At 64.3% G+C, this 15,900-nt stretch carries 12 protein-coding genes; 7 read left to right on the plus strand and 5 right to left on the minus strand.

Annotated features, from left to right (window positions below; translation table 11 throughout):
• The first annotated feature begins 12 nt into the window (after positions 1 to 12).
• From ACWFSR_RS04445 to ACWFSR_RS04465, 5 genes are read left to right on the plus strand one after another with little or no spacing between them, the layout of a single operon-like run.
• A complete protein-coding gene (locus tag ACWFSR_RS04445) occupies positions 13 to 1,245 on the plus strand; it encodes a CpaF family protein (RefSeq protein WP_447523167.1) in 1,233 nt (410 codons plus the stop codon).
• Positions 1,242 to 2,108 (plus strand): type II secretion system F family protein, encoded by an 867-nt coding sequence (locus ACWFSR_RS04450; protein WP_447523168.1) that lies wholly within the window; start codon positions 1,242 to 1,244, stop codon positions 2,106 to 2,108. The genes ACWFSR_RS04445 and ACWFSR_RS04450 overlap by 4 nt, the downstream gene beginning before the upstream one ends.
• A complete protein-coding gene (locus ACWFSR_RS04455; RefSeq protein ID WP_447523169.1) occupies positions 2,105 to 3,043 on the plus strand; it encodes a type II secretion system F family protein in 939 nt (312 codons plus the stop codon). Before ACWFSR_RS04450 ends, ACWFSR_RS04455 begins: the two co-directional genes overlap by 4 nt.
• 53 nt (positions 3,044 to 3,096) lie before the next feature.
• The gene (locus tag ACWFSR_RS04460) at positions 3,097 to 3,543 is read left to right on the plus strand and encodes a hypothetical protein (protein WP_447523170.1); all 447 of its coding nucleotides are present in this window, start codon (positions 3,097 to 3,099) and stop codon (positions 3,541 to 3,543) included.
• Between the two features lie 19 nt (positions 3,544 to 3,562).
• Positions 3,563 to 3,895 (plus strand): hypothetical protein, encoded by a 333-nt coding sequence (locus ACWFSR_RS04465; RefSeq protein ID WP_447523171.1) that lies wholly within the window; start codon positions 3,563 to 3,565, stop codon positions 3,893 to 3,895.
• Between the two features lie 57 nt (positions 3,896 to 3,952).
• Here ACWFSR_RS04465 and ACWFSR_RS04470 read toward each other — a convergent pair whose 3' ends face one another.
• From ACWFSR_RS04470 to ACWFSR_RS04490, 5 genes are all read right to left on the minus strand, one after another.
• Complete coding sequence (locus ACWFSR_RS04470) at positions 3,953 to 5,557, minus strand: GTPase (protein WP_447523172.1); 1,605 nt, start codon at positions 5,555 to 5,557, stop codon at positions 3,953 to 3,955.
• Positions 5,554 to 7,314, minus strand: coding sequence for a dynamin family protein (locus ACWFSR_RS04475; protein ID WP_447523173.1), 1,761 nt, complete (start codon positions 7,312 to 7,314; stop codon positions 5,554 to 5,556). Before ACWFSR_RS04475 ends, ACWFSR_RS04470 begins: the two co-directional genes overlap by 4 nt.
• Before the next feature lie 126 nt (positions 7,315 to 7,440).
• Complete coding sequence (locus ACWFSR_RS04480; RefSeq protein WP_447523174.1) at positions 7,441 to 8,922, minus strand: InlB B-repeat-containing protein; 1,482 nt, start codon at positions 8,920 to 8,922, stop codon at positions 7,441 to 7,443.
• A 271-nt stretch (positions 8,923 to 9,193) separates the two neighbouring features.
• On the minus strand, positions 9,194 to 10,528 hold the full coding sequence (locus ACWFSR_RS04485; RefSeq protein ID WP_447523175.1) for an extracellular catalytic domain type 1 short-chain-length polyhydroxyalkanoate depolymerase: 1,335 nt from the start codon (positions 10,526 to 10,528) through the stop codon (positions 9,194 to 9,196).
• A gap of 225 nt (positions 10,529 to 10,753) precedes the next feature.
• Complete coding sequence (locus ACWFSR_RS04490; protein WP_447523176.1) at positions 10,754 to 12,487, minus strand: InlB B-repeat-containing protein; 1,734 nt, start codon at positions 12,485 to 12,487, stop codon at positions 10,754 to 10,756.
• A 219-nt stretch (positions 12,488 to 12,706) separates the two neighbouring features.
• On the opposite strand from ACWFSR_RS04490, the gene ACWFSR_RS04495 reads away from it, so the two are divergent.
• Positions 12,707 to 13,753 (plus strand): Gfo/Idh/MocA family protein, encoded by a 1,047-nt coding sequence (locus tag ACWFSR_RS04495; protein WP_447523177.1) that lies wholly within the window; start codon positions 12,707 to 12,709, stop codon positions 13,751 to 13,753.
• 85 nt (positions 13,754 to 13,838) lie between these two features.
• Entirely contained in the window at positions 13,839 to 15,701 is a 1,863-nt protein-coding gene (locus ACWFSR_RS04500) for a BCCT family transporter (protein WP_447523178.1), read from the plus strand.
• Positions 15,702 to 15,900: the final 199 nt, after the last annotated feature.

Here is a 15,900-nt window from a genome sequence, read left to right on the forward strand (position 1 = left end):
CACAATATGAGCATGTCTAACGCTCTGACGACCATCGCCGATCAGGTTCGCCAGAGGGTTCGCCGTGACGGCGTTGATCTGTCGCGGGACAGCGAACTTGCCTCGCGGTATGTGCGTGATGAGGTGCGTCGCTACAGCGAGCGTGCGCTGGGTGGCTCGGTGCCGTTGCTGGCGGATGAAGCTCAGGCCGCCCGCGAGGTGGTGGCGGCGCTGACCGGGTACGGTCCGCTCCAGCCGTTCTTCGACGATGACACCGTTGAGGAGCTGTGGATTAACGGGCCTGAGCAGATATTTGTGGCCCGCAACGGGGTTCCCGAGTTCACCGGCATCCGCCTCACTGATGGTCAGGTTCGTGATCTGGTGGAGCGCATGCTGCAAACCTCGGGCCGCCGCGTCGACTTGAGTTCACCGTTCGTCGACGCTTCGCTGCCCGATGGTTCGCGACTGCACGTCGTGATTCCGGATGTCACCCGGCGCCACTGGGCCGTGAACGTGCGCAAGTTCAGCCGGAGCATCCGCGATCTTGATCGCCTTGTCGAACTCGGCAGTCTCACCCGGCACGCGGCCGACTATTTGCGGCTGTGCGTGCTGTCGGGGCAGAACATTGTGGTTTCGGGCGCAACGCAGAGCGGCAAGACCACCATGCTCAACGCCTTGCTGGCGGCGGCCCGACCGAACGAGCGAGTCGTTACGGTCGAGGAAACCTTCGAGCTGAGCGTTGCCAGTCACGACCACGTCGGCATGCAGTGTCGCCAACCCAGCCTCGAAGGCACGGGCGAGATCAGCCTGCGTCGCCTCATCAAAGAAGCGTTGCGCATGCGCCCCGAACGACTGGTCGTGGGCGAAGTGCGCGATGCCGAATCGCTCGACCTCCTTATTGCGCTCAATAGCGGTTTGCCGGGCATGTCGAGCATTCACGCCAACAGTGCGCGCGAGGCTCTCGTGAAGCTGTGCACGCTTCCGCTGCTTGCTGGCCGCAACATCGACTCCAGCTTTGTGGTGCCAACGGTGGCCAGTTCAGTGGATGTCGTGGTGCATTGCGAACTGACCGCCGACGGCACGAGACGCGTGGTCGAAATCTCCTCGCTCACCGGTGAGGTCAGTGACGGGGTTATCGACAGCAGTCTGCTCTTCCGCATCGTGGACGGCACACTCGCCCACACGGGTGCCGTGCCCGCGCGGCTCTCCAAATTTCAGGCCACAGGCATCGACGCGGTCTCACACTTGTTGAAGGTTGTCGCATGAGCCTGATGTTGGGCATCGTGCTCGCGGTCGGTGTCGTCCTTATCGCGGCTACCTTTCTCTGGCCGGCTACGGGCGAACGCCGGGTGCGTGGCCGTTCCGCGTTCTCGCTCCGGCTGAGCGAACGACTCGTGCAGGCGGGGCTCCCGACCACTAGTCCGGTGGTTGTGGTGATTGTGTCGCTCGCATTGAGCTTCGCTGTAGCAGCCATCACCTTTGTGCTGACATCGGTGATCGCCGTCGTGCTGTGTGCTGCCGCGGCCGCCCTTGTGTTGCCGACGCTCGGGATCAGCTGGCGCGCTCGCATGCGTCGCCGGGCCACTCGCGTGGTGTGGCCCGATGTCGTTGACCAGTTGGTGTCCGCCGTGCGGTCAGGGCTTGCTCTTCCCGACAGCCTCATGACACTCGCTCAGACGGGGCCAGCGGTAACGCGCGCCGCCTTCGTCGCCTTCGCTGTGCGTTATCGGGGAACAGGAAACTTCTCGGTAGCCGTCGACGAACTTAAGGTGGCGCTCGCCGACCCGGTCGCCGACCGCATCCTTGAAACCTTGCGGATGTCGCGCGAAGTGGGCGGAAGCGAACTCACGAACGTTCTTCGCAGCCTCAGCGTCTACTTACGCCAGGAGGCAGCTATTCGTTCGGAGATCGAAGCGCGCCAATCATGGGTGATGAATGCGGCGCGGCTCGGTCTGGCCGCACCGTGGGTGGTGCTGTTCTTGCTCACCACACGGCCTGAAGCCGCACTCGCTTACAACTCAGCGGGCGGTGCTGCCCTGATTGTCGCCGGGCTGGTTCTCTCTGTTGTTGCGTATCGAATCATGGCGGGCATTGGTCGCCTTCCCGATCAGCCGCGGTGGTTCGCATGAGTGACGCGCTGGCCTGGGCACTTGTCGCCGGAATCGCCGGAGGGCTCGGCCTGTGGTCGATTCTGAGCCTCATCCCGCGGCTGAGTCGACCCACCTTGGCGACGAGAGTTGCCCCGTATGTGATTGACGTCTCCGCCGGCGCACGGGAACATTTGGCCCCGCGCTCGGTCGGGCCGCTGCCGGTGTTGGGCGTACTGCTCGTTCCTGTTGCGCGCTGGTTGCGCGAGACGCTCGCGTCGGTGGTGGGCGGCAGCGACCAGATTCTGCGACGGCTCCGCCAGTCTGGCTCCGAACTGACCCTCGAGGCCTACCGGTCGCAACAACTCGTCGCCGTTCTCGGCGGTGCGATGGCGGGCGTCGTTTTCGATATTGCCGTCGCCAATCGGCAACAGGTGCCATTCGCGGCCCAAGCAGTGCTGGTGGTCGTCGGCGGTGTTGCGGGCATCACGCTTCGTGACTATCTGCTGCAACGCGCAGCCAAGAACCGCATCCGTCGTCTCACTGCAGAGTTGCCCGTCGTGCTCGAGTTCTTGGCGCTCAGCCTGTCGGCTGGCGAAGGAATCTTGGATGCCGTGCGTCGCGTCTCGCACGTCGGCGGCGGTGAGCTGTCGCGAGAACTCGCTCGCGTGGTCTCATCGGTCAATACGGGCCTTCCTTTTGGCGAGACTCTGGGAGTGCTCGCCCGCGAGTTGGAACTCGCCCCGTTCTCGCGCTGTGTCGACCAAATCTTGGGAGCCCTCGATCGCGGTAGTCCGCTGTCTGAAGTGCTGCAAGCTCAAGCTCAGGATGCTCGTGAAGAGTCCAAGCGTGAACTGCTCGAGCTCGCCGGCAAGAAGGAGGTCGCGATGCTCTTCCCGCTCGTGTTCCTTATCCTGCCCATCACGATTGCTTTCGCGATCTTCCCCGGCATCTTCGTGCTGCAGGTGGGGTTCTAGCGAGTAATCAGATCGATATCGGATCGCTTCCTGCATTGCCCTAAGGTGTGGACATGAGGCGTTTTCAACGATCAGCCGCCGCTGTCTCAGTGTTGGCGATTGCAGTGCTGCTTGCGGGCTGTTCCTACGTGAATCGTGTTGCCGCGCGGCTCAATGCCGAGGGCAGTCTCGACTTCGCCACCTGTGATGCCCGCAACACCGACTCCTTCGACGTTGAATGGATCGGCCCAGATGGTGAACCTGTCGGAGACCCCACGAGCGCCTCTGTCGTAGGAAACGTCACGACCGGCGATGTGTTCCACCTCGATGCCCACACGCCCACAGCAGAGTGGGAATCCGTTTCCGTACGCAGCGAAGGTCTTCCTGGCGAGGGAAACATCGCCGGGTATTTTGGTGCTGGTGACCTCGCCTCAGGAGACTGGGTGTGGAACCAAACGGCCATCTTTATTGGCACCGTAGATGTGGAGCACTGTGCGCTCAACGAAGATAGTGCGCGCTAGGGAAACCACGGGCCGCCGAATGCGGATCAACTGGAGCCTCCTCTGGGCGATCCCGATCGCTGCTGCGTGCCTCGGACTACTGTTCTCGTTAGGCGGGATGAGAGCTACTCAGCTGGCCTTAGAAGTTGATCCTTGCGCGACAAGCGTCGATAACCCCTTCGCGTTTCCGGTGCTGATCTCCTACGCGATTCTCATCGGAGGATCGCTAGTGGCACTCGTAGTCTCTGTGATCGCCAAGAACAGCCACGGCATTGCTATGGGAATCGTTGCGGTAGTTTCCTCGCCCTTCCTCGCGCTTTTCGGCGTCGTGATGGGTGTCGGTGGCTACGGCTGGCACTGCCCGGATTACTAGGGCGTGACGACCCTGCATCCCAGCCGCCGTTAGCGACGCAGGGACCCGAGGATCGCTCTAGCGCCGCGCAACCTGCAGCGCGGCCGACACCGCCCGCGCCTGCTCGAGCGCGGTCGCGACGGGAGTCACGACATCCCGCTGCACAACCTCGGTCACCGCGGTGAGAAGACGGCGGCGGGCACGGCGGCGGCGGCCAACGGCGGTCAACGCGCTGAGCGCTGCCGATAACAGACCGAGCACGATGCCCACGAGCACGGCCGCAAGCAGTAGCAGCGTCGGTATCGCCCATCCAGTGAGCGGACCTTCCTCCACGGCGGGGAGCGGGAACGCGGGCAAGCCGAACGTCGGCAGCAGCGCGGTGCCCACTAACCAGAGCGCTCCGCCCAAGCCGGCGATCGTGGCGATCCACTGCACGATGCCCACGAGCACCCACCACCAGGAACCCTTCGCGGGCAGAGGCGTGCGGGCGATGGCGAGATCGAGAGTGGCCGGCAGAGTGTCTAGAGCCTGCTCGGCTGTGGTGCGCGCGGCAGCCCGCCACGGGGCAGAAACTCCCGCGCCGGCTTCGTCAGTGAAGGTGCGCACGGCCATCGACATCCGAGCCTGGGCGCCGGCGCTGAGCAGTGGCATGCTCGTGCGATGCACGTCAGGGTCGTCGCCACGACGCTTCGGCCCGAGGCCCAAGCGGGTGAGGGGGTCGGCGCGCAAGCGACCGATCCAGGAGACGAGCGGCCAGCCGGTGGCTTGCCCGGAACGCTTGCGGTACGAGCGGGCAACAGCGGATGCCACGATGTCGACGCCCGCGGCTGTGCCCACCTCATCGCGCAATCGAGCGGTGCTCTTCGCGCTGACCTTCTGCGGGAAACCCGGATCGTCGATGCGCGCAGCGATGGTCTGCACGTCAGCGCTGAGCCGCGCATCCCGCACCGTCTTTGACGCGGCAAGGTCGCCAATTGCCTGACGCAACGCATCAACACCCTCACCAGTGCGGGCGCTCACAGGCAGCACGCGGGCGCGCGGAAGACCGTCGCGTTCCACAATGGCCTGCAGCGACGTCACGACGGCGGCACGATCATCCGCGCTCAACAGGTCGACCTGGTTGAGCACGACCAGAGTCACGGCGGCGTGCTTGGCGTGCGGCGCGATGAACTGCGCGTGCAACACATCGTCGGCATACTTTTGCGGGTCCACAACCCAGATCAGAGCATCCACTTGACCGGCAAGACGTTCGGCGACAGCACGATTGCTGGCCTCCACAGAATCGACGTCGGGCAGGTCGACAAGCACGAGCTTGCTGGCGCGAGAATCAAAGGGTGTCGACCGCTCGACCCGCTCACGAACCTCAAGCCAGTCGAGCAGTTCACTCGCGCCGGCAGCCTCCCACGTCACCGCGAGAGCCTGCGAAGTAGTCGGGCGGCGAACATGCGCCACCGCAACCTCGTCGCCCACAAGAGCGTTGACCAGACTCGACTTGCCCGATCCGGTAGCGCCGAAGACGCCAACCACGGTGTGTTCGGGGGAGCGGGAACGGCGCGCTTCCGTCTGTGTCAGCAGGGCACGGGCATTGTCGAGCAACTCGGCCGGGATGCGACCGCCGCCCGCCTCAGTGACCGTGCGCAGCGCGGCAATCCGCTCGTCGAGGCTGGGCTTGGCGGCGCTCACGAGTTGTCCTCCGCCGCACGCGCGACATCGTCGAGCAGGGCTTGCGATTCACGTCGCAGCGAATCGGGAGTTGCACCGAAACGCAGCGGCTCCAACGCGACACTCAAGCGAGCGATCTCCGCATCGAACAGAACACGAACGCGCGCATGCAGGTCGTCGCGGGCCTCGCTTGCGAGCCGGCGCACGGCATCCTCGCCAAAGATCGTTTCGAGCAGCTTTTGGCCGAGCACGGCCGAACCACCCGCAATGGCAATCTCGCCCCCGGTGAGTCCACCGGTCGAGGCGAACACCACGATCATGAGGGCGACTGTCACAACGTTCAGTCCGAGCGACAGAATGCGAGCCCGGATGCGCTTATCTCCCGCGTTGTCGTGAATGAGCTGCATGAGCGCGCCCTGCCATTCACGAATCATCGCGGTCGCGGCCTGAGGCAGCTCAGCGCTTTCGCGAGCAAGTTCCGGATGCCGTTCAGCGATGGCCTTGCCCGCTGCGGTTCGTTCTAGCCCGGCCCACGCTGCTGCAGCAGCGCGCCCCGCTTGGTCAACGATTACGGTCTGCAGTCCGGTTTCGATCTGGGTTTCGACTTCCACGACGGGGCTGGGTTTGCCGGTGATCCATGCTGTGGCGCGGTCGCGGGCTGCCGAGAACCACGAGTCAACTTTTCTGAAGAAGTCGGAGGTTCCCACAAAATCTTGCCAGCGGGCGAGTACTTCACCGCGCATGAGGGCGCCGTTCTGGGTGGCGGCATCTACGGCTTCGAGCGCAGTTTCGTAGTGTGCGGCGGCGGCGGCGCGTGCGGCGTCGATCCAGTCGAGTTGCTGCTGGCGGGCATCCGCAATCACGGCAACGTGGCGGTCGAGTTCGACGATGGCTCCGCTGAGGGTGCGGGCGGCGATGCGCGATCGCTCGGCGCGGTCGCCGGCTATTGAGGTCAGCCATTCGCGCGGGCGTTCGACTGCGCTGGCAGGCAACATTCCCAGTTCGTCGAGAGGCTGTTCGTCGATCGAGAAGATGGGGGCGTCGCTGAGGCCGCGCTCGCGCAGCATGGTTTGCAGGTCGGGGAGAACTTCGTCAAGCGCGCCCGGCGGCACCCGGTTGAGCACGATGCCGACGGTGATTGAGCGGGCGGCAGCGCTCTCGAGCAGCCGCCACGGCACGGCGTCGGCGTAGCGGTTGGCGGTCGTGACGAACAGCCACAGATCGGCGGCCGCGAGCAACTGAGTCGCCAGCGCCCGGTTTTCATCCGCGACAGAGTCGATATCCGGAGCGTCGATGATCGCGAGCGACCGCGGAACACTTTCGTGTTCGAGAAGCATGAGTTCCCCGATGCGCGACTCCTCCGGAGCATCTCCCGCACTAGAGGCAGGCGTTCCTGCTGCGCTGATGCGGCCGCGCACGCGCGCAAGCCCCGGAAGGATGCGGTCGCTCGCGAACCATCCCGCATCCACGGGAGCGTGCACCAGAATCGGTTGACGCGTTGTGGGGCGGATGACGCCGGCCCGAGTCGTCGCGACGCCGAGCAGCGCGTTCACGATTGTCGACTTACCCGAGCCAGTGGAGCCACCCACCACCGCCAGCAGCGGTGCATCGAGATCGGCCAAGCGGGGGCGAATGTAGTCGTCAATCTGGCGGACGGCGGCTGCGGCAGCTTCGCGCTGCGTCACAACACCGTCGAGTTCTAGGGTCAATCCAGCATCCGCAAGAGAGGCCCGCAGGCGCTCAAGCGAGAGGATCGCGGGCGCACTGTTATCGGTCACCGCTTAAGCATGCCGGGTGCCGGGCCAGTTCGCTAACTTTTGTTGCGCACAGCCGCCGTGTTTTCAGCTTTCGTGGCGCGAAGGTATCGCGCGGAGGCTCCCACGGTTCGAGCCACCGCGCCATCGTTAACCTCGGCGGGCGCTGGTGCGTCGACGGAGCGCGATGAGAGCGAGGCCAGCCAACAGCAGAAGCGCCGCCGCGCTCAGACCCGGCACCGGATCGATACCTGTGGCCGCGAGTTCTCCGGGAGCGGCAACCACGATGGCCCAGGTTGCAGTCAGTGTGATTGGTTCGGTGACAGGGGCGGCGAAGTTGTAGGTAACGCCGTTGAGGGTCCACCCGGTGAAGGTGTAGCCGTCACGGGCAGGGTCGGCGGGTGCGGTGATGGTGTCGCCAGCGTTGATTGCTGCAGCGGGGGCGCTGATGCCGCCGGCCGCATCCAAGGTGACGAGGTAATTGAACCCGACGATGATCTTTCCGCCTTCGCCAACTAGGGAAGAGACGGCCGAGTAGCCGATCCCGGTCGGTGCGACCGTGTTGGTGATTAGGGAGGCTTGCGGGCCTCCACCATCGAGTGCGGCGCCAGTATTCGGGAAGCCGTGAATATCTAGGGCACCGGAGTTCCCGCCGCCGCCGTCGCCGCTGCCAATACCGGAGGCGGAGGCGCCTCCGGTTGCGGTAGTAGTGCCGCCGGTGAGGGCGGTGAAACCGCCGCTGGCGCTCAAATTACCGCCGCCGATGCCGGCACCGCTGACGCCGCCGGTTGCGCTGGTGGTGCCGCCGTTAATGGTGGTGATGCCGCCGTCGCTGCCACCGCCACCTCCGTCGCTGCCGCCGCCACCAGCGCCACCATCGCCGTTGCCGCCGCCGATGCCGGCGCTGCCGATGCCGCCGTTTGCGGTGATGGTGCCGCCGTTGATGGTGGTTGTGCCGCCAACACCGAGGTGGCCGCCGCCGATACCTGCACCGTTCTCGCCGCCGGTTGCGGTGATGGTGCCGCCGTTGATGATGGTGGTGCCGTTGATGATGGTGGTGCCGCCGGCGCGGTTGTAGCCGCCGCCGATGCCTGCACCTCCCTGGCCGCCGGTTGCGGTGGTGGTGCCGCCGTTGATGGTGGTGGTTCCCCCGGCGCCGTAGTAGCCGCCGCCGATGCCTGCACCGGCCTGGCCGCCGGTTGCGGTGATGGTGCCGCCGTTGATGATGGTGGTGCCGCCGGCGCGGTTGTAGTCGCCGCCGATGCCTGCACCGGCCTGGCCGCCGGTTGCGGTGAGTGTGCCGCCGCCGGTGGCGTTGATGGTGAGTGTCGAGGTGTCCGGCACTCCGACCGCGGCTGCAGTGGTGGGCGGAGTGGTGATGCTGAGGGTGTGGCCATTCAGATCGAGGGTGATGGCTTCACCTAGGTCGATTGCTAGCGATTCTGCGCTGGGGGCGGTGATGTCGGCGCCGAGGACGACGGTGTCGCCGTCGATCAAGAACGCGGCTTTCAAATCACCCCAAGCGGTGACGGTGACGGTTGCCGCTGTTGCGGGATCCGCCACAGCGAGAGCTAGGGGGAGCGCCAGCGCGGTGGCGAGCGCAGCGGTCTTAACGAAAGGGCGTGCGAGCATGACTGATCTCCGGGTGATCGTTCGGAACATCATTCATTCCGCAGTGGTTATCTAGAAGTTAGCAGGTTGATGCTCGGCTGGGAGCGCGCGAGTGACCCCATTTATGGTGTGCGGTTTCGCGTCGGCGCAGGGTGGTGCTCACGAACCGAGCACGCTGGGGCGGCGCCAGTTCGCTCAACTTTCTCGCTGCGCGGTACCGCTGTCGAGCGTCTCCGGAGCAGTAGGAGTCCCGGAGACGCCCTTCGAGAGCATTAGTCGGCCGTGCCGACGGCTAGCCGCAGCTCGCCGCCTTCGCCCAGCTTGTCGCTGAGACCTGCGAGAGACTCGTGATCGTTGCATCGCCTTGACCGAGGTAGCTCAGCGATCCCTTCGCGTAATACGGGTTGTAAGGATTGACCCCGTAGGCGAAGGCTCGCCCCGCCGCCGCATGCTGGAAATTGGTCGCAGTGAAGCACGTCACAGGTTCAGGATCCGGCGTTGGCGTTGGCGTTGGCGTTGGCGTCGAGGTGGGAGTCGGCGTGGGCGTCGGCGTCGGCCCTGGCGTCCCAGTCCGGTCGACGCGACGGTTGTTGTCGAAGAAGAACCCGGTCACATACGCCGGGTAGTCAAGGCTGTTCGCGTTGATGTACGTTCCTCCCGTGCCTGCGCCCGCTGGCCAGTTGTGGCCGAGGTTCGAGTTCTGAATCACCGAAACCCGTGGCCCCGCGGCATCTGAATAAAGCGTGCCCGAGCCAGCAGTGTTGTTGCCAGCGAAGCCGCTCAAACTAAACGTTGACGTGCTGGATGCCCCATAAATGCCGGCCATGATCTGGCCGTTCAAGGTGTTGTAGCCGGTCGAGACGGTGGAGTCATTGCTGCCGTAGATCACCGAGGTGAGTTGTGTGGAGAAAGCCGCGGTATTGCCGCTGCCGAAGGTGGTGCAGGTATTCGTGCCCTGCGCCTTCGATACGGCCACACTTGAGATCTGGCCCGACGTGGTGCCCACCGTGGGGCCGGCATTGATACCCATTCCCGCAAAAACGTCGGGGGCGAGGCATCCCATCACCATGGTTTCTCCACCACCGGATGACAACCCAGAAATATAGACCTGGTCGGCATCGATGCCGAGAGAAGCACGCGCGCTCAACGTTGTGGCGAGGTTCAACAGATTGTCGTCATGCCGCGCGGGGTTGCTGCGGGAATGGTTGGAGTCGTAGTAATCCCAGCAGCCGAACACGACGCCACCGTTGGGCGCATCGGGGAGGGCGACGATCATTCCGTAGTCTTCGGCGGCGGCCACCCAGTTGGCGTTCGCTTGGAAGTCGCTCGCTTTCTGCGCGCAGCCGTGGAGGCTGATCATGAGGGCGCGTCCGGCCGGCAGTTCGGCTGCGGTGGATGGCGCGTAGATACGAGTGCTCATCCCGGCAACCGTTTCGGTGCTCCACGTGCCCGGAACGGTGTCGGAGCCGCCGGGGTCGGACGAGTTGCTGCACCCCGGCAGCATCTCGAAACCGGGTGGACACGTGATCGCTTGGGCCGCGAGTGGCGCTCCGGCCAGCGTGGCGCTGACGAGGGCGAGAGAGGCGAGTACTGCCGGGATGGTGAGCCGGCGTTTAACAGTGGACATTCGGAATACCTCCGCACGTCGCAATGCGGTCTTCGCTCCGTGCGTCATTGCGCGGATGTCCCGGCCGCATTGCGCGCCGCGACACAAGCGCGACGCTGACGGCAGCCGCCGTCGAGCGACGCACCGTCAGAATCACCGTACAGTGAAACCTGAATCATGTCTCAGGTTTTCCACAAGTCGCGTTATGGGGAACGCAGCGCGGGTTCGCGGGGGACTCGTGTTGCGCTATCGCTGCCGGGCGGTGACGCGTCGGCGAAGCACGAGGAGGGCGAAGCCGGCCACGAGCAATGTTGCACCTACGGAGAGGTGGGGCGCTAACGCAAAACCTGTAGCAGCGAGCGTGACGTCAGCGGTGGGGGTGCCACCGGTCGCGGGCACCTCTGTCCACGTAGCGGTCAGCGTCAGCGGTGCGGTCACCGGATTGGTGAAGTCGTAGGCGGCGCCGCTGACCATCCAGCCGGCGAAGGTGTAGCCGGTGCGGGTGGGGTCGGTGGGTGCGCTGAGGGTGTCGCCATCGGAGACTGACACGTCTGCTGTGGTTGTTCCGTCAGCGGCATCGAAGCTAATGATGTAGTTGGCGGGAACCTCTGTCCACGTCGCGGTTAGCGTCAGTGGCGTGGTCACCGGGGTGGTGAAGTCGTAGGCGGCGCCGCTGACTGTCCAGCCGGCGAAGGTGTAGCCGGTGCGGGTGGGGTCGGTGGGTTCGGTGAGAGTGTCGCCGATGGCAACAAATGCGGTGTCGGTTGCCGTTCCGCCGGCCGCGTCGAAGGTCGCGATGCGCACGAATTCGACACTGATCTGACCGCCGGAGCCAACAGTGGCGGTAGCGGCCGTATAGCCGATCCCTGCCGGAGTCGTGGAATTGGTGATGAGGGCACCGTTCGGGTCTCCACCATTAGTTGCTGCCCCTGGTGCGCCGATGCCATGAATGTCGAGTACTCCAGAGGAGGAGCTGTTCTGGCCGCCGCCGATGCCTGCGCCTGAGTTGTCGCCGGTAGCGGTGGTGGTGCCTCCGGTGAGGATGGTGGTGCCGCCGTTGCCCTGATATCCGCCGCCGATGCCCGCGCCACTGCCGCCTCCGGTTGCGTCTAGCGTGCCACCGCTAACGGTCGTGGTGCCGCCGTCGCCTTCCTGGCCGCCGCCGATGCCTGCGGCCGCGAAGCCTCCGATCGCGCTGATGGTGCCGCCGCTCTGAGAGGTGGTGCCGCCGTTGCCGTTAAGGCCGCCGCCGATGCCTGCGCTTCTGTTGCCGCCGGTTGCGGTGATGGTGCCGCTGTTGGTGGTGGTGCCGCCGTTGCCGTTAAGGCCGCCGCCGATGCCTGCGCCGTGGTAGCCGCCGGTTGCGAGGATTGTGCCGCTGTTGACGATGACGGAGCCGCCGTCGCCTTCCTGGCCGCCGCCGATGCCTGCGCCGTGGTAGCCGCCGGTTGCGGTGATGGTGCCGCCGTTGACGGTGGTGGTGCCGCCGTCACCGCCGTCTCCGCCGCCGATGCCCGCGCCGAAGCGGCCGCCTTGTGCGGTGATGGTGCCACTGTTAACGATGACGGAGCCGCCAGCGTTGCCTTCATTGCCGCCGATGCCCGCACTGTACCGGCCTCCGGTTACTGTGAGCGTTCCGCCGCCGGGGGCAATGATGGTGAGCGTGGAGGTGCTGGGAACCTCAATCGCCGCCAGAGAGTCAGGGACGTCATTGTTGACGGTGAGGTCATGCCCGTTGAGGTCAAGCGTGATCGATTCGCCCGGTTTGACCGTTATTGACCTGCCTGCCGGAGCAACGATATCGGCAATGAGTTTCACGGTGCCGCCATCGGACGCGTAAGCGAACGCGTCTGGCATGCCGCCCCAACTGTTGACGAGGTACGTTGCGGCGGCGTTCGCTGGCAGTGCGCCGGCGAAAGTCAAGGCAAGCGCAAGGGCGACAGCGGTAATGCTGGGCAAGATTTTAGGGCGAGGAATCACGATAGTTCTCCGGTTGGTCGGGTGGAGGAGCTGCAGGAGAGGTAATCCCAAGCACAAAGGGCTGACGCTAGCAGAAGCAGTCCTAGCCCCGGGTCGTTCGGGCGGAGATCGCTCTTCTGGGCGCCCACTTCGGAGGCCAACTGCGCACGGAGGCCAACGCCTGTTCGCGACTTAGACTGGTCGAGGCCTGCGCCGCCGCAGTCCTCCCCAACGAGAAGGATGCTTGTGTTCCCCACCACGTTCCCGGCCCCGATCATTCCCGCAGCAGACTCCGTTCCGGCACTGCGCTGGGGCATCATGGCGCCCGGTGGAATCGCCGCGACGTTCGCGGAGGCGGTGCAAGCGCACACTGAGCAGAAGCTCGTGGCCGTGGCATCCCGCAGCCTTGATCGTGCCCAAGACTTTGCGAACACCTGGGGCATCGAGAAGGCCTACGGCGACTATGCCGAGCTGTTGGCCAACCCCGACGTCGACGTGATTTACATCGCCGCGCAGCAGCACGTTCACCGCGATCTAGCGCTGCAGTCGATCGCCGCGGGCAAGCACATTCTGGTGGAGAAGCCGTTCGCCATGACCGGTGCCGAAGCGCGCGAGATTGTGGCCGCAGCCCGGGCCGCCGGGGTGTTCGCGATGGAAGCGATGTGGACTCGCTACCTGCCCCAAACCTCAATCATCAACCAACTTGTTGCTGACGGAACCTTGGGCGATATTCACCTCGTCACCGCCGACCACGGCCAGCACATTCCTGAGGGGCACCGGGTTCGCTCGCTCGACGGCGGGGGAGGAGCCCTGCTCGACCTCGGCATTTACCCGATCGCCTTCGCATCACAGATTCTGGGCGCACCTTCTGCCGTGCACAATGTGGGGTCGCTCATCGAGAGTGGGGTGGATGCTCAATCTCTCCTTACCCTCAGCTATGCGAGCGCGGCTCAGGCCCAGCTCAACACCACGTTGCTCGCGCGCACCCCCATCACGGCATCCGTCGCCGGCACCGAGGCGCTGCTGGAGGTCGGCAACGGCTTCTTCACGCCCACTTCGCTGACGCTCTCAAAGCCGGGCTTCAACGGCGAATCAATTCACTGGAAAGACGAGACCGGCGTAGTTGGCCACCGCGGTCTCAGCTACCAGGCAACGGCGCTCGCGAGTTTTGTTGCTCAGGGCCTCACCGAATCACCCGTGCACACCCTTGATGAAACTGTCGCGATTCTCGACACTATTGACAGCGCCCGCTGGCAGCTCGGTTACCGCTTCCAATCGGAGCAGTAGCGCGAAAGAACCCTCGTCGCAGTGTGATTTACGCGCAATCGCTCTGTACTGTTGATGCAGCAATTGCCACGCGATCGGAGATCTCATGACCGCAGAATCGACAACCCCCACAGAGACTGATCTGCCGCAGAGACCTATAGCGACGCGGATGCTCGCCCCCTGGGTTTTCTGGCCAGCAGCAGGGCTGATCATCGCGATCACGGCGTTCGCGATCATTGCGCCGAACCTCGCTAACGCCGTTTTTTCCACCCTGCAGTCGAGCGTTATCAACTCTTTCAGTTGGTATTACGTGCTCATCGCGGCCTTCTTTGTGGCCTTCGCGCTGTATCTGGGGTTTAGTCGCTACGGCGATATTAAATTGGGAAAGGATGACGACGAGCCTGAGTTCTCGATGATCGCCTGGATCTCCTTCCTGTTTGCCGCGGGCATGGGCATCGGCCTCGTTTTCTATGGTGTTGCCGAACCGCTCAGCCATTTCGCGAACCCGCGTCCTGGTGTTTCGGGCACGGAGATTCAGCTCGCCCAGCAAGCCATGAGTCAAACGTTCCTGCACTGGGGTGTGCACGCCTGGGCTATTTACGTAGTGGTCGGCCTCGCGCTCGCGTACGCCATTCATCGTCGCGGTCGCCCCATCTCGATTCGCTGGACTCTTGAGCCGCTGCTCGGCAAGCGCGTTCGGGGCGGCTGGGGCAACCTCATCGACGTCATCGCGCTCGTCGGCACCGTGTTCGGTGTTGCTACGTCTCTCGGTCTCGGCGTACTTCAGATCTCTGCCGGTCTCGAAAAGACTGGCATCGCCGAATCGAACCTCACCACCCAGATCTCCGTCATCGTCGTCATCATCGCGTTCACCATCCTGTCGCTGGTGTCGGGTATCGGCCGCGGCATGAAGTGGCTCTCCACTACTAATCTCCTGCTCGCTGCGGTGCTTTTGGTATTCCTCCTGATCGTCGGTCCCACGGCGTTCCTGTTCCGCGAGTTCGTTCAGTCCATGGGTAACTATCTCCAAGGCTTCATCGGCCTCGCTTTTAACGTCAGCGCCTACCAGGGCGATGCTGGCGAACAGTGGCAGGCCGGCTGGACCACCTTCTACTGGGGCTGGTGGATGTCGTGGGCACCGTTCGTTGGCGTCTTCATTGCGCGGGTGTCAAAAGGTCGCACCGTGCGCGAGTTCGTGGGCGGCGTCATGCTCGTCCCGACCGTGCTCACCTTCCTCTGGTTCAGCGTTCTCGGCGGAAATGCCATCTACCGTGAGCTCTACGGTCAGGGCGGGCTCGTCGCCGCAGATGGATCGGTGGATGCCGATTCGGCGTTATTCGATCTTCTCGCGGGGTTGCCAGCGGGAACCGCTCTCACATTCGGAGCGATCCTGCTTATCGGCATCTTCTTTGTCACCTCGGCGGATTCTGGTGCCCTCGTGATGTCGATGATCGCAACCGGTGGCTCGGCAGAACCACCCAAGCGCATCCGGATCTTCTTCGCGCTGCTTGCCTCATTCTTGGCAATCGCTCTCCTGGTGACAGGGGGGCTGCAGACTTTGCAAACGGCGGCAATTCTGTCTGCATTGCCCTTCAGTGTCGTGATGCTCATGATGTGTGCAGCCACGGTGACGGCGTTCAGCCGAGAGCGGCGTGCCTACGATCGCGCGCAACGCGCTCAGTTCGTGGACCAGATTGGCACGTTCTATGGCCTCGAGGTCGAAGAACCGCTGCTTCGCGAACCCGTGCACCCCCTTCGCGCGGCACTCGATCGCCTCCGCAAGAAAGCCGCGCAGTCTGGCGGCGGAATCTCGCAGGTCACCGAAGACGCGATTCTTGCCGACACCGGATTGGTATCGCCTGACAACATCGCGCAGGCAGACGCCATCGTCGAAGACGAGGTCGAGCGGTTGCAGGCGCTGCAAGCCGAGTTGCAGGACAAGGCAAAGCGAGACGCGCCCGAAGAATAGCGAACGGGGGAGTGGCCCGCGCGGGGAGTCGCGCCGCGTCGTCTCTGGTTAGTCGCTCTCGCTCGTTGTGGAAAATCTTTACGCACAATTGTGTTTCGCTCAATGATTACAGAGTGAAATCATCTCAATTGCTACTGAAGAGCGGGCTTACCCGAGGCACCCGAGCGCTCACCTCAGAGCGAGGAGACGTACCGGGCTG

Source organism: Salinibacterium sp. NYA9b, assembly GCF_976973725.1.

Excerpts from the sequence above, each read along its gene's own strand:
- ACWFSR_RS04465 (WP_447523171.1), top strand. The coding sequence starts at position 3,563 with ATGCGGATCAACTGGAGCCTCCTCTGGGCGATCCCGATCGCTGCTGCG.
- ACWFSR_RS04495 (WP_447523177.1), top strand. The coding sequence starts at position 12,707 with ATGCTTGTGTTCCCCACCACGTTCCCGGCCCCGATCATTCCCGCAGCA.
- ACWFSR_RS04460 (WP_447523170.1), top strand. The coding sequence starts at position 3,097 with ATGAGGCGTTTTCAACGATCAGCCGCCGCTGTCTCAGTGTTGGCGATT.
- ACWFSR_RS04455 (WP_447523169.1), top strand. The coding sequence starts at position 2,105 with ATGAGTGACGCGCTGGCCTGGGCACTTGTCGCCGGAATCGCCGGAGGG.
- ACWFSR_RS04480 (WP_447523174.1), bottom strand. The coding sequence starts at position 8,922 with ATGCTCGCACGCCCTTTCGTTAAGACCGCTGCGCTCGCCACCGCGCTG.
- ACWFSR_RS04485 (WP_447523175.1), bottom strand. The coding sequence starts at position 10,528 with ATGTCCACTGTTAAACGCCGGCTCACCATCCCGGCAGTACTCGCCTCT.
- ACWFSR_RS04445 (WP_447523167.1), top strand. The coding sequence starts at position 13 with ATGTCTAACGCTCTGACGACCATCGCCGATCAGGTTCGCCAGAGGGTT.
- ACWFSR_RS04500 (WP_447523178.1), top strand. The coding sequence starts at position 13,839 with ATGACCGCAGAATCGACAACCCCCACAGAGACTGATCTGCCGCAGAGA.
- ACWFSR_RS04450 (WP_447523168.1), top strand. The coding sequence starts at position 1,242 with ATGAGCCTGATGTTGGGCATCGTGCTCGCGGTCGGTGTCGTCCTTATC.